The 15479-nt window shown below is 72.7% G+C and carries 13 protein-coding genes; 8 read left to right on the forward strand and 5 right to left on the reverse strand.

Annotation, left to right across the window (positions count from 1 at the left end):
* A partial coding sequence (locus BJF77_RS12785; RefSeq protein WP_139318571.1) for an S-layer homology domain-containing protein occupies nucleotides 1–1013 on the reverse strand: 1013 nt, incomplete at its 3' end.
* 316 nt (nucleotides 1014–1329) lie between these two features.
* On the opposite strand from BJF77_RS12785, the gene BJF77_RS12790 reads away from it, so the two are divergent.
* Both BJF77_RS12790 and BJF77_RS12795 read left to right on the forward strand, forming a co-directional pair.
* Entirely contained in the window at nucleotides 1330–2049 is a 720-nt protein-coding gene (locus BJF77_RS12790) for a hypothetical protein (RefSeq protein WP_075872411.1), read from the forward strand.
* Nucleotides 2050–2143: 94 nt separating this feature from the next.
* Nucleotides 2144–3196 (forward strand): LLM class flavin-dependent oxidoreductase, encoded by a 1053-nt coding sequence (locus BJF77_RS12795; protein ID WP_075872412.1) that lies wholly within the window; start codon nucleotides 2144–2146, stop codon nucleotides 3194–3196.
* Between the two features lie 52 nt (nucleotides 3197–3248).
* On the opposite strand, the gene BJF77_RS12800 is transcribed toward BJF77_RS12795, so the two are convergent.
* The 3 genes from BJF77_RS12800 to BJF77_RS12810 form a co-directional block, all read right to left on the reverse strand.
* Nucleotides 3249–4583, reverse strand: a complete 1335-nt coding sequence (locus BJF77_RS12800) for a sensor histidine kinase (RefSeq protein WP_075872413.1) — start codon at nucleotides 4581–4583, stop codon at nucleotides 3249–3251.
* A gap of 50 nt (nucleotides 4584–4633) precedes the next feature.
* Nucleotides 4634–5329 carry a response regulator transcription factor gene (locus tag BJF77_RS20845; RefSeq protein ID WP_082157294.1) on the reverse strand — a complete coding sequence of 232 codons (696 nt, stop codon included), beginning with the start codon at nucleotides 5327–5329 and terminating at the stop codon, nucleotides 4634–4636.
* A 130-nt stretch (nucleotides 5330–5459) separates the two neighbouring features.
* Entirely contained in the window at nucleotides 5460–6413 is a 954-nt protein-coding gene (locus BJF77_RS12810; RefSeq protein ID WP_047802903.1) for a bacterial transcriptional activator domain-containing protein, read from the reverse strand.
* Nucleotides 6414–6726: 313 nt separating this feature from the next.
* Between BJF77_RS12810 and BJF77_RS12815 the strand changes: the two genes are divergently transcribed.
* From BJF77_RS12815 to BJF77_RS12830, 4 genes are all read left to right on the forward strand, one after another.
* Entirely contained in the window at nucleotides 6727–7269 is a 543-nt protein-coding gene (locus tag BJF77_RS12815) for a hypothetical protein (RefSeq protein ID WP_139318573.1), read from the forward strand.
* A 117-nt stretch (nucleotides 7270–7386) separates the two neighbouring features.
* Complete coding sequence (locus tag BJF77_RS12820; protein ID WP_075872414.1) at nucleotides 7387–9189, forward strand: multicopper oxidase family protein; 1803 nt, start codon at nucleotides 7387–7389, stop codon at nucleotides 9187–9189.
* A 69-nt stretch (nucleotides 9190–9258) separates the two neighbouring features.
* Entirely contained in the window at nucleotides 9259–9792 is a 534-nt protein-coding gene (gene lepB, locus BJF77_RS12825) for a signal peptidase I (protein ID WP_187347279.1), read from the forward strand.
* A gap of 159 nt (nucleotides 9793–9951) precedes the next feature.
* Complete coding sequence (locus tag BJF77_RS12830) at nucleotides 9952–11652, forward strand: heme peroxidase family protein (protein ID WP_083665147.1); 1701 nt, start codon at nucleotides 9952–9954, stop codon at nucleotides 11650–11652.
* Nucleotides 11653–11993: 341 nt separating this feature from the next.
* Here BJF77_RS12830 and BJF77_RS12835 read toward each other — a convergent pair whose 3' ends face one another.
* Entirely contained in the window at nucleotides 11994–13994 is a 2001-nt protein-coding gene (locus tag BJF77_RS12835; RefSeq protein WP_139318574.1) for a hypothetical protein, read from the reverse strand.
* A gap of 414 nt (nucleotides 13995–14408) precedes the next feature.
* Here BJF77_RS12835 and BJF77_RS12840 point away from each other — a divergent pair, with 414 nt between their 5' ends.
* Together BJF77_RS12840 and BJF77_RS12845 are read left to right on the forward strand one after the other, a co-directional pair.
* The gene (locus BJF77_RS12840) at nucleotides 14409–14741 is read left to right on the forward strand and encodes a helix-turn-helix transcriptional regulator (protein ID WP_075872416.1); all 333 of its coding nucleotides are present in this window, start codon (nucleotides 14409–14411) and stop codon (nucleotides 14739–14741) included.
* A complete protein-coding gene (locus BJF77_RS12845) occupies nucleotides 14738–15445 on the forward strand; it encodes a cation transporter (protein ID WP_075872417.1) in 708 nt (235 codons plus the stop codon). Before BJF77_RS12840 ends, BJF77_RS12845 begins: the two co-directional genes overlap by 4 nt.
* The last annotated feature ends 34 nt before the right edge of the window (nucleotides 15446–15479 follow it).

Raw genomic sequence — 15479 nt, forward strand, 5'->3', positions numbered from 1 at the left:
GAGCCGGCCAGGCGGTAGAGGGCGGCGGCGACCTGTTCGCGGGTCATCTGGTGGGCGGGGCGGTAGGTGCCGTCGGGCCAGCCGCGCAGCACGGCGCGGTTCTTCACCCAGGTGATCTCCGGGGCGAAGGTGTGGGTGGCGGGCACGTCCTTGAACGGGCCCGGGACCACGGGAGCCGGGGCCGGGACGGACGCGCTGCCGTACGTCCGCAGGGCCGCGTCGAGGAGCGCGGCCTGGTCGTACTCGTGGTGGTTGACGCCCGCGGGCACCTGGAGGCTGGTGCGGGTGAAGCCCTGGGCCGCGTAGCTCTGCTGCCCCCGCCGGGCGGAGGCGAGGGCCGACCAGGTCGCGGGCTGCGTGGCGCCGGCGACGTCGTCCGCGCCGGTGACCCACTGGATCGGCAGGGACTTCACGGCCGCGGACGGAGCGGTCTGCATCTTCCGGGCGCCGCCGCCGCCGATCACCACGGCACCGCCACCTCGGATCCAGTTCTGCCTGTCGGCCAGCACCTCCATGGTGATGAACTCCGCGCCGCCGGAGTACCCGGTCAGCCACACCCGGTTGGTGTCCAGGCCGTAGCGCTGGACGAGGTGGCCGGACAGGGCGCGGAACCAGTCCCCGTTGGCGTCGATGTTCTCCCACCAGGTGCGGCTGCCGGTGCGGTCCGGGGACAGGGGGACGACCAGGACCATGTTCCGGGCGGCCGCGTGCCGGGCCATGTTCCGCACCACCGATCCGGTCGGCCGCTGGGCCCAGTACTGGCCGTCGCCGTCGAAGTAGAAGGCCACGCCCACCGGCTTCGAGCGGTCGATGCCGTCGGCGTACAGGTTGTAGGTGGAGCTGAGGCCGTTCGGCGCGGTGAAACCACGGGTGAAGCCGGTGGTCGGGGTCTCGGCGGCCGCAGCGGGGCCGGTGCCGAGGAGGAAGGAGGACAGGACCAGGGAGACGACAGCGGCGAGCGCACCGAGGGGCCGAGAGGCCGTGCGGAACCGCCGCGCGATGTGGGGGGTCATAGCGCGTTCCGATCTGGGGGCACCGGGGGAGGTGCGGAAATGGGGAGGTGCCGGCGTCGTCTCCAGCCCGGAGGCGCACCGGCTGTCCACCCTTTGGTGGACATTGCATAGGTAAACAGAGGGAAGTCCGCTGTGACCAGGGGTTCCGGGAGAATGAAGACCTATGACGCGGGAGTCTGGACGATCGTCCATTCGCCGGGCGCGGGCCCGCGCTCGGGGCGCGGTGGTCGCGGGCCGCCCCGCCCGGGTGCGGGGCGGGGCAGGGCCCTACGGCTGGGGGCGGATCCGCCTTGCCCGACCGACCGAGGAGCAGCACGTGTTCAGCCATCCCGCCCCCGAACCCATCGAGCCCACGGGTCCCTCCGCAGCCGCCCCCGGCGAGCCCGCCCTGGACGGGCGGTGGCGCGCCGCCACCGCCGGATGGCGCCCGTCCTCGATCCGCGCCGCCGGCCCCGAGCGCGTCTGGGCCTGGGTGCGCCACGCCTGGGAGGCTCTCCTCGCCCCTCCGGCCGCGGGCGACGACGACGGGGCGGTGGCGGATGAGGGCGCTCCGGGCCGCTCCGCCACGGGGACCGGTCCCCGGGTGGACGACCTCCTGACGGTGGCCGCGCTGCTCGCCCTCCAGGAGCGGTTCCTGGCCGTCGCCGCCGGCGAGCCGGCACCGGCCGAGGTCCCCGACCCCCGCCGGGACGGCGCCGCCCTGAGCGACGACGAGGTGCTGACGGTGGTGCGCCGGACGTGGGAGATCGACCCGGCGGAGGCGGGCGCGGACGCCTTCGCGGCGGAGCTCTCCGGATTCCTGCAGGACCACCTGGACGAGCAGGCCGAGGAGGTGCGCGAGCGGCTGCTGGACCGGCGCGGGCCGACGCAGCTGTTCGCCGAGCTGTGGAGCCTCGAGCACGTGGACGAGCTCGAGCCCGCCGCCGAGCAGGACGCGGCGCCGCCGTTCCCACTCTCCACGGACGACATCGCCTGGATCGTCAGCGGCGTCCCGGGCCCCGAGAAGCACACCGCCTGGGGATGGCTCACGCGCTGACCGGGACGGCGGGCCGGGATGGGCACCCGGAATAGAACCGTCCGGCCGCGACTTTTATGGATGCATCCACAAAATCACGACGAGGAGCACCGCCATGACCCTCCAGCTCGGCCTCAACACCTTCGGCGACCTCTATCCCGGCCCGGACGGGCGGATGCTCAGCGGCGCCCAGGTCATCCGCAACGTCGTCGCCGAGGCCACGCTGGCCGACCGGGTGGGCCTGGACTTCTTCGGCATCGGCGAGCACCACCGGGAGGACTTCGCGGTCTCCTCGCCCGAGACGGTCCTGGCGGGCATCGCCACGGTGACCGAGCGGATCCGCCTGGGCTCGGCCGTGACCGTGCTCAGCTCCGACGACCCGGTGCGCGTCTACCAGCGCTTCGCCACCGTGGACGCCCTCTCCTCCGGGCGCGCCGAGGTCATCCTCGGGCGCGGGTCCTTCACCGAGTCCTTCCCCCTGTTCGGCTATCCGCTCGACGAGTACGAGGCCCTGTTCGAGGAGAAGCTGCAGCTGTTCGACCGGTTGCGCACCGAGGGCGTCATCGACTGGGAGGGCCGGCTGCGCGCGCCCATCCGCGGGCTGGAGGTCCACCCCAGGACCGAGTCCGGGTCGCTGCCCGCGTGGATCGCCGTGGGCGGCTCGCCCCAGTCGGTGGTGCGCGCCGCCCACTACGGGCTGCCCGTGATCTTCGCGATCATCGGCGGGAGCCCCGCCGCCTTCGCGCCCTTCGCGGACTACTACCGCCAGGCCCTCGAGCACTTCGGCAAGGAGCCGCAGCCGGTGGCCTTCCACTCCCCGGGCTACGTCGCGGAGACCGACGAGCAGGCCCGTGAGGAGTTCTTCCCCCACCAGGCCTACACGCACGCCCGGATCGGCCGGGAGCGCGGCTGGGGCCCGCTGACCCGCGCGGAGTTCGACGCGATGTGCGGCCCGGAGGGCGCCTACTTCGTGGGCTCCCCGGAGACCGTGGCCCGCAAGATCGTGCGCTCCTCGGCGGCGCTGGGCGCCGCCCGCTTCGACCTCAAGTACGCCGTGGGCACCCTGGACCACGCCCGGATGACGCGCAGCATCGAGCTGTTCGGCACCGAGGTGCGCCGCTACGTCGAGGACATGACCGCCGACCTGCCGGCCGGCGCCACCGGCTGAGCTCCCGCCGCCGACCCCCGTGTCCGGGGCGGCCGGGACAGGACGCGGGGTGTCAGAGCCGCACGGTCACCGCGTCGTGGGGCAGGGTCGTCACCACGGTGGTCCCCACCCCCGGCCGGGACCGGATCGAGAGCTCGGCCCCCGCGGCGTCGGCGATGTCCCGCATGATGCGCAGCCCGAGATGGCCCTCCGGCGACGAGCCGGAGTCGTCGAAGCCGGTGCCGTCGTCGCTGACCGTCAGCACCGTGGCCCCGTGCTCCACGCCGAGGTGCACCGTGACCGTGGAGGCGTGGGCGTGCTTCGAGATGTTGGCGAGGGCCTCCCTGGCCACCTTCAGGAACATCCCCTCCTGATCCGGTGCGAGGAACACGGCGGGATCGATCTGCACACTGGTGTCGACCCCGCGCTGCGCGAGCGGCTCCGCCAGGTTCGCCATGGCCTTCGGCAGGCCGAGGGTCAGCAGGTCGGGCGAGTAAAGGGCCGTGGTGATCCCGCGCAGCGTGCGCAGGCTGCCCTGCAGGATCGAACGGGTGCGGCCGAGCACGCCGCGCTGCTCCGGACCGGCATGCATCTCCTGGGCCTCGAGGGCGTAGGAGAGCCCGGCGAGGTCCTGGATCACGTCGTCGTGCAGGTCCCGGGCGACCCGGACGCGCTCCAGCTCGGCCGCGTCCACGGCGTGCTGGAGCAGCCGGGCCCGGGCCGCCCGATGGTCCTGGATCCGCCGGGCGAGGCCCACGGCCGGGGCGAGCTGGGCCAGCTGGAACAGCACCAGCGTCAGCAGGAGCGCGGGGGCCATGCCCATGAGCACCGAGCGCTGCTCGTCCTGCACGATCGCGTCGTCGTAGTAGGCCTCGAAGACGAGCTGCTCCCCGGCGACCGGCACGAACCCGACGTAGACCTCGACGAGCCGTCCTGCACCGGACTCGTGCGCGTTCTCCGCGCCCTCTTGGTGCTCGACGGTGGCGATCCCCTCGCCCCGGGCCACGAGATCGTCGTCCCAGGAGGGCGGGCCGTAGTTCTGGCCGATGAGCTCGTGCTCGTCGGCGTAGACGATGGTCCCGTCCTCGTCCCAGATCTTGATGCGGTGGATGGTGCCGTCGTCCAGCCAGGGCTGCAGCCGGACGTCCAGCTGGGCGGTGGCCGCCGCGTCGCCCGCGAGCAGGTCGTCGGTGATCAAGGGCGCCACGGCGTAGTCGGCCAACCGCTGGGTGACGCGCAGGACGTGCTCCACGGCATGCTCCTCGGCCACGGCCCGGATCCACCAGGTCGCGGGCACCGCGGCGACGAGCAGCACCAGGAGGCCGGTCAGCAGGAACCGCTGCACGGCAGTCCGGACCTCGGACCGGTCCGTGGCCAGGGCCGGTGGAGCCACCGGCCAGTCGGACATCAGGTCCCCGGCCGTGTGCCCAGGGCGCTCGGGGCGCGAGAGCAGGCGCCTCATGACCGGCCCGTCAGCAGGCCGAGCCTCGAGGCGACGGCGACCGCCTCGAGCTGGGAGTGGGCCCCCAGCTTGGCGAGGATCGTCTTCACGTAGCCACGGCAGGTGTTCGGGCTGATGCTCAGCAGCCGGGCGTTCGTGCCCACGCTGTGGCCCTGGGCCATGAGCTGCAGGACCTGCAGCTCGCGCTGGGTGAGCGCCGGCACCGCGGCGCCCCCACGACGGCTGGGGTGGTCCGCGGCCAGCAACGACGGGTGGACCGCCATCGTGCCGCAGCGGGCGCTGCGGATGGTCTCGAGCAGCGTCGCGAGCGAGCCGTCCTTCGGCAGGAAGGCGCAGATCCCCGTGGCCGCCGCGGCCTCCAGGACGTGCTGCGCCGGGTCCCCGGTCAGCATGACGATCCGTGTCCCCGGCCGCTCGCGGAGGATCCGCGCGGCGGCCGTCACCCCGTTGCCGCCGGAGAGGTGGTAGTCCATGACCACGACGTCGGGCCGCAGCATGCCGCACAGGCGAACGCTCGACTCGACGTCGTCGGCCACGCCGACCGCGTGCAGGTCCGTCTCCTGGCGCAGCGCGCCGGTCAGGAGCTCCGCGAACGTGGTGTGGTCGTCGACCACCAGTATCGAGGTGCGCCCATCGTGCACTTCCCCCAGCCCCTCGGCCATGTCCGACCAGCCCCCCGGCAACCCGTGCATTACGTACGAGTAGTATGCCGATCGCAAATCCCTGCCACCAGCTGGGCACGTGTCCCCATTTCGGCGCTTGACGAGGGGGCATGCTCTTCGGGTCGATCTCCCGGCGCACCGGTCCACCGTGCCGCCCGCCTCAGCCGGCCGGGGCGAGGGTGCGCCCCAGGAAGGCCTGGAGGACCGTGGCGGCCTCCTCGCGCGCCAGCGGAGGCGGTGCGCCCGGCAACCACTCCGTGTCACCGCAGGGGCCGTGCAGCACCAGGAGGGCGGACAGGGCCAGTCCCAGCTCACTGCCCGTCGTCGCCGTCGCCTGCAGCATGCGCCCGTAGGCGGCCTGCACGGCAGGCGCCGGAGCGCACCCCAGTTCCTCGCCGAGGATCCGGCGGCAGCGGTCGTACTCCTGCAGGCCCTCCACATGACGGCCCGAGCGCTCCAGTCCCAGCACGAGCACGGTCCAGGCGCGTTCGTGCAGCGGATCGCCCGCGAGTACCCTCCTCGCCTGGGCGACGGACTCCGGGCAGCGGCCCAGCTCCAGGCCGGTCTCGGCCGACAGCACGCGGGCCTCGGTCACGCGGGCCGTGTAGGCGTTGCGCTGGCCCTCGAGCCACTCCGAGTCCGGCTCGTCCCCGAGAAGCGGTGCGGAGGCCATGTCCAGGGCCCGGCGGAGCAGGGAGTGCGCCTCCGGTGCCGCGGCCTGCCGGGCCGCCTCCAGGAGGCGGTCGAACCGGGACAGGTCCAGCTCCACCATGGAGGCGTCCATGACGTACCCGCCGTTCGTGGTCTTCAGCGGGCCGCTCCTGCACTCCCCGGGCTGGAGGTGCCGGCGCAGAACGCTGACATAGCTCTCCAGGGTCGTCAGCGCCGCGGCCGGTGCCCGCCCGCCCCAGAGCAGATCGACGAGCCGGTGCTTCGACACGGGCGTCCCCAGCTGCAGGAGCAGGATCTCCAGGATCTGCCGCTGCCGGGGCCCGCCCAGTTCCCTGGACGTCAGGACCCGGCTCCCCTGCCGGACCACGAGCGGCCCGATGACCTGTACCGAGAGCCGGGCCTTCGTGGCCCCGGCTGCGGATCGTACGTTGACGGCTGACATGTTCACGATGATCACTCCCCCCGAAGTGGCCTCAGTGTGGTGGGCGGCCGCCGCTGTCCGTCAGCCCCGAACGGGGGGTGCGCATCCCCCCCCCATTCGGGGGGTGGGACCGCCGGCCCCGGAAGCACGGGGCCGGGAGCCCGGGAACGACGCGCGTCGGGCGAGCGCGTGCACCCGCTGATCCGGCGCGCACCCCGCGGGCGACGCCACGAATCGTCATGAACGCCCGGGGCGCCGGCCCGGCGGGCGGTGCTCCCGGGCCGACAGCCGTCACCGCAACGTTTCTCCAAGGTCGTGTCCCGAGCGTGGTGCCATGACCACTCAGGAAGCATCGATCACCACGGACGCGTCGCCGGTCCGGCGGAGCCGCCGGCGGTGGATGCCGCCGGCACTGTTCCTGCTGGCGCTCCTCCTGGTGCTGGGGCGCGGTCTCCTCTCCGCGGAGGACGAGCCGAGCACGATGCTCGGCGCCTCCGGTACCGTGCCGGGCGGGCTCGCCCGGCTGCACGGTGTGATGCCGTACACGGAGTTCGCCGCTCTGGAGGGCCGCGAGGTCCCCGCGGAGCTCACCGGCGACGTCCCGCGCGGCGCCCACCAGGTGGTCGTGCTGCTGGAGCTCACCGCCATGGATCCGGACGGGCTCGAGTTCACCGCGGACGACTACGCGGTGGACCGGCTCGGAGGCCGCCGCGCGCCCGTGGTCTGGGCGTCGTCGGCGGCGGCCTCGCTCGCGCAGGGCGAGACGCTGCAGGCGGAGCTGGTCTTCGAGGTGCCCGACAAAGCCCTGGAGCTGACCCTCGAGGGCGCCGGCGACGTCCGTCTCTCGATGGGCACCGATCACCACAGCGGCGGCTGAGGACGCAGGCCGCAGGAACGGCCCGTCCGGGGGGCCGGGCCGTTCCCCCACACGCACTGTCCAAGCACACGGGGCCACGCTCAGCGCAGCGGCCCCGGTCCAAGGGGGAACGACATCATGGCTGTCTCGAGAAGAAACGTCCTGCTGCTGGGGGGGCTGGGGGTCGCAGGCGCGGCTCTGGGCGTGCCGACCACGGCGGTCAACGCCAAGTCGGCGAGCGCGCTCGACGAATCCTTGATGCCCCGGCCGTTCCGGACGGACTTCACCCAGGCCCCGGTGCTCGGGCCCTCGTCGCCGGACACCGTCGATCCCGCGGACGGCAAGACCGTGCGGCACTACACGGTGGTGGAGAAGGCCGCCTCGGCGCAGATCCTGCCGAAGGCGGGTCTGCTCACGCCCATCCTCGGCTACAACGGCATCTTCCCCGGACCCACGATCGACGTCTACCAGGGCACGAAGGTCGAGCTCACCGTGGTCAACCAGCTGCCGGCCAGGCACGCCCTCGGGGGGCACAGCCTGGACACCTCCACGCATCTGCACGGCTCCGCCTCGCTGCCCCAGTACGACGGCTACGCCAGCGACATCACCCGGCCGGGATTCCAGAAGACGTACAAGTACCCGAACTTCCAGGGCGCGAGGACCCTGTGGTACCACGACCACGGGGTCCATCACACCGCGCTCAACGCCTATTCGGGTCTGGCGGGGCAGTACCACATGCACGACGCCAACTCCGAGCGGCTCCTGCCGCGCGGGAAGTACGACGTCGCGCTGACGGTCTCCGACGCGATGTTCGCGGCCAACGGGGCCCTGGGCTACGACGACAACAGCCAGTCGGGGCTGTGGGGGGACGTCATCCTCGTCAACGGGAGGCCCTGGCCCGTCATGAAGGTGCAGAAGCGGGTCTACCGGTTCCGGCTCCTCAACTGCTGCATCTCCCGCTCCCTCCGGCCCAGGCTCAGCACGGGCGACCCGCTGGTCATGGTCGCCACGGACGGCGGCCTGATGCCCACGGCCCAGCCCGTCCGGGAGTACCGGCACGCCGGCGCCGAACGCTACGAGTTCCTGGTGGACTTCAGCAAGTACCGGACGGGACAGCGCATCGAGCTGCAGAACCTGTCCAACGACAACAACGTGGACTACGACTTCACGAACAAGATCATGGCCTTCGACGTCGTGGACGAACCCGTGGACACCGCGGACCCGAGCTGGAACAGGATCCCCACCACGCTCGTCGGCAGCGAGGTGATGAACCTGCAGGAGAGCCAGGCGACGAGGACCCGCCGCTTCCGGGTCAAGCGCGAGAACGGCACGTGGACGATCGACGGGGTCACCTGGGCGGACGTGATCGCCAGCAACTACCGCAAGGTCGCCGCGGAGGTGCCGCTGGGCGCCACGGAGATCTGGGAGTTCGAGAACGGCTCGGGCGGATGGTTCCACCCCATGCACATCCACCTGGTGGACTTCAAGGTGCTGAGCCGCAACGGCAGGGCTCCGTTCGCCTACGAGAAGGGGCCGAAGGACACGGTTTACGTGGGGGAGAACGAGACGGTCCGGCTTCTCGTGAAGTTCGGGCCCCACCAGGGCCGCTACATGGTGCACTGCCACAACCTGGTGCACGAGGACCACGACATGATGGTGCAGTTCCGAGTGGGGGAGCCCGGTGACCCGGACCCCAACGACCCGATGACGGCGGCCCCGGCGGTGCCCTCGGGGACGACCGCCACCGTGCCCGAGCCGGCACCGACACCGTCGGCCACGCCCAGCGCGACGTCTGCACCGGCACCCACGCCCACACCCACGCCCACCCCGTCATCCACACCGAGCCCGGCTTCCACACCGAGCCCGTCATCCACACCGACCCCGACCCCGACCAAGACGTCGGGCAGGACGCAGCCCAAGCGGCAGCGTCCCAACGGGTGACGTGATGTCGATGCCGCAGCCGAACGGGAACGGCGGAGCCGCCGTTCCCGGACGAGAAGAGGAGCCGACATGGCAGCGTTGAGCACGGTCCCGCTCGCGGTCCAGGAGGCCGGGGACCGGCGCCGGCACCGCGGGCGCGGGACGTTCCGGGCGGTTCTGCTCGGTCTGGCCCTGGTCCTGGCCGCCCGGATCTGGCTGGTGGCGCCGGTGGTCGTCGCCTCGGACAGCATGGAGCCCACCCTGGGGGAGGGGAGCGTCGCGCTGCTCCTGAAACCGGGCCCCGACCCCGCCGGGGTGTCCGCGGGCAGCACGGTGGTGTTCCCCCACCCCGACGACGGCAGCACGACCGTGAAGCGGGTGGTGGCCACCGGTGGCCAGACCGTGGCGATCGAGGACTCCGTCCTCGTCGTCGACGGCGTGGCGGTCGACGAGCCGTTCGTGGACCGCAGCCGGATCGACGGCACCTATTTCGGGCCGGTCACCGTGCCCGAGGGCCACGTCTTCGTCATGGGCGACAACCGGGGCGTGTCGGTCGATTCCCGCCACTTCGGCAGCGTTCCGGCCGAGGACCTGGAGGCCACGGTCCTGCTGCCCTGGCCCTAGCGCCGCCGCCCGCGGGACACCGCGGCGGGCCCGGGACGAACCACTCCCCTCGCCCCGGGCCCGCTTCCCCGTGTCACGAACAGGAGTTCCGCAAGGTATTTCCAAGACCTGCGTCGTTTCCTGTTCGCACATGCACTGCCTGGGGGAGAGGAACATCCGATGAGAGCCACGAAGAGGACCCGCGTGCCGGAGGAGACGACGGCGACCGGGGGCATCTCCCGCCGAGGCGTTCTCGGCGGGGTGATGGCCGGCCTGGCCACGCTGCCGGCCGCCGGGCCGGCGCACGCCGCACCCAGGAAGCCCGCGCCCACGGCGCCCGCGGCGGGGCCCGCCGCCGCTCCGATCCTGAGCGCGGCACGGTCCGGCCACGGCGTGGGGGCACCGCGCGGCTCCGACATCGCGATCACCGCGGGACGGGCCAAGGAGGGACGCTTCGGTGTCATGTTCAAGAAGCTCCCCGCCTTCGCCCCGAGCGACGAGCTCCTCGCCGACCTGGCGCAGCAGATGGTCGACCGCACCCCACCTCTGGCCGACGTCTCGCTGAGCAACGACGGGTTCGACAACCCGGACATCCCGGCCGGCTACGCCTACCTGGGGCAGTTCATCGACCACGACATGACGCTCGACCGGACGCCCATGCCGCTGCAGGAGGTGGACCCCAAGGGCCTCACCAACTTCGACACCCCGTTCTTCGAGCTGGGGTCCGTCTACGGGCGGGGGCCGGCCGCCGACCCGCAGCTCTACGAACCGGCGGATCCGCGGCGCCTGCGCATCGGTCGGAACCACGACGGATTCCCGGATCTGCCCCGCAACGCCGACGGCACGGCGGTCATCGGGGACCACCGCAACGACGAGAACCTCATCGTCGCCCAGTTCCACCTCACCTTCCTGCAGCTGCACAACAAGCTCGTCGACGAGGGCAGGACGTTCGACGAGGCGCAGCGGCTGGTCCGCTGGCACTACCAGTGGCTGATCGTGCACGACTTCCTCCCCCGCATCGCGGGCAAGGCCCTGGTGGACAGCATGCTCAGGCCCCGCCGGGGCGGGCCGACCGGGGTGGACTGCAGGTTCTACAAGCCCGGCAACCTCACGCGGCCCATGATGCCCATCGAGTACTCGGTGGCCGCGTACCGGTTCGGGCACAGCATGATCCGCGCCGAGTACGAGATGCACGACGCGGTCACCATCCCCTTCTTCGGGAACCCGTCGCACGACCTCCGCGGGTCCCGCCCGCTGCCGACCATCGCGCGGGCCGACTGGAACTACTTCTTCGACGTCCCGGGGATGAGCGTGCCGGACGACCGCAACATGACCCGGCTGATCGACACCAAGCTCGCGCTCCCGCTCGACGAGCTCCCACCCACCGTGGTCCAGCACGTCGACGGCGCCATCCTCTCGCTGGCCCACCGCAACCTGCTGCGGGGCAAGCGGCTCGGCCTGCCGGCCGGCCAGGACGTCGCCAGGGCCATGGGCCTGGCCCCCATCCCCAACGACAGGCTCGGACTCACGGACCCCCGCTGGAACGGCCGGGCGCCGCTGTGGTTCTACGTGCTCAAGGAGGCGGAGCTCCTCGGTGGGCGGACGCTCGGCCCGGTGGGCGGGAGGATCGTCGCGGAGGTGATCCTGGGCATCCTCTCCCTGGACCGCACGTCGTTCCTCAACGCCCCGAACGGCTGGGCGCCCGAGCGGACGCCCTTCCGGAGCGGCGACTTCCTCGAGATGGCCGGAGCCCTCGAGAACATGCCGGTGGGCAACGAGGACGAGGGCGCCGAGGACGATCCCGGGGCGGAGGAGACCGAGGAGAACGAGGAGCTCCACGCGGAGGACGACGTCGAGGTGGAGCCCGAACCTGCGGGGTGAGCCCCGCCGCGCCGGCCGCGGCGGACCAGGACCGGCCGACCACGACCCGCCCTGCCCAGCCGGGCAGGGCGGGTCCGTGCGCGCGGGCCGGTGACCGACGGAGAAGCCGCTCACCCCACGAGGCCACGCCTGCCGTCGTCCTCGCCAGGAGGCCGAACCCCGGCGGACCGCGTGGACTCCCCGGTGCGGCCGACGACGGCGCGGGAGGCGGCCCCGGCACGCCCCGGCCCGGAGGGGCACGGGTCGGCACAGCACGTCCGGGTACGGGTACGGGCCGGGCCCGTGTTCCGAGAGTTCTCGGAGCACGGGCCCGGCCCGGGGAGTGGCCTATCCGGTCAGCGTCACCCCGCAGCGACCGCCCCCCTCGCCTCGCCGCCGCGCGTCGACTGCACGAGCACGTTGGCGACCGTGCCGCTGGGCGCCGGCCGCAGCCTCAGCTCCCAGTTGCCCAGGGTGTCCACCTGCGCCGTGCCGAGCTTGCGCTTGGACGTCCCGTCCGCGGCCATGTCGTAGACGTTGACCGACGTGGGCGGCTGGAGCAGCGTGGGAGCGCCCTGGACGACGGCCGTGCCGCCGAGCCGGAACTCCTTGCCGGCCCGGAACCTCGCCCCCGGGGCGATGGTGACCTCGTCGTCGCTGTTCAGCGTGATCGTCGCAGGAGCGCTCTTGTTGCCGGCGGGGTCCGTGACCACCAGCTGCAGCACCGGGTTCGCGTCCGGCGCCACGGGTGCCGCGGCACCGGTCGTGGTGAAGAAGGGAACCGTGACCTTGGGCTTGGCCACGTCCTTCCGGTCGAACGCCACCTCGGGACCGCTCACCTGGGACCACTCGTAGGTGACGGCGCCGGCGTTGTCCGTCGAGCCGCTGCCGTCCAGTTCGGTGGCGATGCCGCGGGGCACCGAGGCCGTCAGCGGGGCGATGGCAGCGGTCGGCTCCTCGGCGTCGGCGGGCGGAGTTCCGGTGCCCGGTGTGCCGGTGCCGGGGGTGCCGCCCTCGGTCTCCGTCACGGGACCGGGGTCCTCGCCCTCGGGGGGTGCAGGAACCCCGACGGGGGACACCGGGCCGTCGGTGACGACGACCGGAACGGTGGCCTTGCTGGTGCCGGTGGAGACGGTCACGTTCACCGGGGGAGCGACGGTGTCGAACGAGCCCTGGTAGGTGCCGTCAGCTCCGGGCGCGGTGTCCCCGAACCCGTCGACCTTCGGAGCGGACCCGGAGGTCGTCCTCGCCACGACGGTCAGCTTCGTGCCGTCGTAGGTGGCCGAGGTAGGCACGGAGACGTCGCTCACGCCCACCGTGCTGGTGCTCTGCGGGTCGTCGGCGAGGTTCGTGACGGTCACCTCGCTCGGCAGCGCCCCGTCGACCTTCACGCGGGCGTAGGCGAGTTCGGAGGTCCCCGGCGCCTTCTCCAGGGGAGTGGTGGCGATGCCCTGCCCCGACACCTCGAGCGTGTCGCCGCGGCTGGTGGCGAAGACGTCCAGGTACGTGCCGGTGGCGTCCGAGGTGGCCACGGCCTGCTCGGCCTTCACTCCCGTGTTGGTGGCGATCTTGCCCTGGACGGTGAACTGGTCGGTGCTCGCGGCGACGGCCTCGCCCGTCGCCGCGTTCGTGCCGGACACCGAGAAGGTGGTCCGGAGCCCGCCCACGATCCGGTGCGGCACGTCCGGGTTGCCCAGGTAGCCCGCGGGGGCACCGGTGTCCCACTTCAGGAACGGTCCGAGGTTGCTCCCCAGTGGTGTCTCGAAGTTGCCGACCGCGGGAGAGATGTCCTCCACGAGCTTGGCGTTGCCCTCGGCGTCGGTGTCGACCTCGATGGTCCCGTACGGGTGGGGAAAGGAGAGCGTGCTGTTGGCCGGGCCGTCCTTGACCACGAGACGCTGCCGGGCGAACACCATCTGCTCCCCGGGCGCCACCTCGTTGGCGAAGGCGGCCTCCAGCCCGAGCGTGAGCACGGCGCTCCCGCCGCCGGGGAGGTCCAGCTCGGACCCGGCCAGCATGTAGAAGATCTCGTGGGGGAAGTTGCCGGGCAGCGCGAGAGGCTGCTCGGGATCGAACCCTTCCTCCGGGGCCAGGCCGCACAGCGGGTTCGTGCCGTCGTCGCACAGTTCCAGCCGGGTTCCGGTCCGGTCCTCGTACCAGGCCGGGAACCCGTACTTGCTGCTCACCGGGCCGACCGCCGTCAGCTGCTGCTTGTTCGTCTCGGTGACCTTGGTGACGGCGACGGCGGCGCTGACGCCCGTGGCGCCCAGGGCCAGGGCGAGGGACACCGCAAGGCTCCGGCGGAAGCGAAGTCCTGGCGGCGGGTCCCGCAGCAGCTCCTGGGGGCTGGTTGACGTGCTCATGATGTCTCCTCACAGAGCGGTGGTGATGACATCGCAAATATGTGGACGGGCTCTTGGAAAAACCCTGTTGCAGATGTGACCGGCATCGGCGTCGGACCCGGTCCGTGCGGGGTCGGAGGTGGACGGCGCGACCCGGTGCGCGGCGCGCAGCCCTCCGCCGGGGGCCGTCCGCACCCGGTGCGCCGCGCCGTTCCTGCCCCGAGCCTGCCGGGGAGCAGTGGGAGGCGGACGCCCCGGGGCGTCCCGGGGAACGGCACCGAGGTGCCCGACGCAATGCGACACACACGGACGTCCCGGGCTCCTCGCGGGAGCCCGACCGGGCCGACGTCGGCGCCGTCCTGCTGGTCCCCGCCGCGAGCCGGTCCCCGCAGGCGTGGCACCCGCACGGTACATGGAAGCGTGTACTGTCAGAGGGTGACCACAGTGACCAGCACCCACTCCGCCGCCCTGGCCCGGCTCGGCCACGCCCTCTCGGAGGGCGTTCGCACCCGGATCCTGCTGAGCCTGCGGGAGGCCCCGGCGCGTCCCTCCGACCTCGTCGAAGCCCTGGGCGTGTCGAAGCAGGTGGTCTCCAACCAGCTCGCCTGTCTGCGGGGCTGCGGGCTCGTGGCCTCCGCCCGCGAGGGGCGCAGCACCTGGTACCGGCTGGCCGACCCCCGTCTGGGCGGCGCCCTCGGGGACCTGTTGGACCTCGTGGTCACCGTGGACCCCGACTGCTGCTCGCCGGAAGGCTGCACCTGCGCATGAGCTCCCGCGCCCCGGAATCCACGCCTCTGACCACCGACCGCCGGTCGGTCCTGCACCGGCGGGTGCGCTGGATCGTGGCCGGCACCATCACCTACAACGTCATCGAGGCGGTCGTCGCCCTCGCCGCCGGGGCGGTCGCCTCCTCCTCGGCGCTGATCGGCTTCGGTCTGGACTCCGTCGTCGAGGTCCTCTCCGCGGCCGCCGTGGCCTGGCAGTTCGCCGCGCCCGACCCGCACCGCCGGGAGCGGGCGGCGATGCGGGTGATCGCCCTCTCCTTCTTCGGCCTCGCCGCGTTCGTCACGGTCGACGCCCTGCGGGCCCTGCTCGGGGCCGCCGAGCCGGAGCACTCGCCGGTCGGGATCGGGCTGGCCGCGGTGAGCCTGGTGGTCATGCCGGTGCTGTCCTGGTTCGAGCGCCGCACCGGCCGGGAACTGGGCTCCGCCTCGGCGGTGGCCGACTCCCGGCAGACCCTGCTCTGCAGCTACCTCTCGGCCGTGCTGCTGGTGGGGCTGCTGCTCAACAGCACCCTGGGCTGGACCTGGGCCGATCCCGCGGCCGCACTGGTGATCGCGGCCGTGGCGGTGCGGGAGGGTCTGCAGGCCTGGCGCGGGGACGCCTGCTGCACGCCCGCGGCCGTCCTCGTCGGCGCGGACGCCGACGACTGCGCCGAGGAGTGCGGCCCCGGCTGTTCCTGCTGTTCCTGAGCCCGCTCCCGGACGCGGCGGGCAACGCCGCGGG

Source organism: Kocuria sp. CNJ-770 (assembly GCF_001942375.1).
Classification (GTDB): Bacteria; Actinomycetota; Actinomycetes; order Actinomycetales; family Micrococcaceae; genus Kocuria; species Kocuria oceani.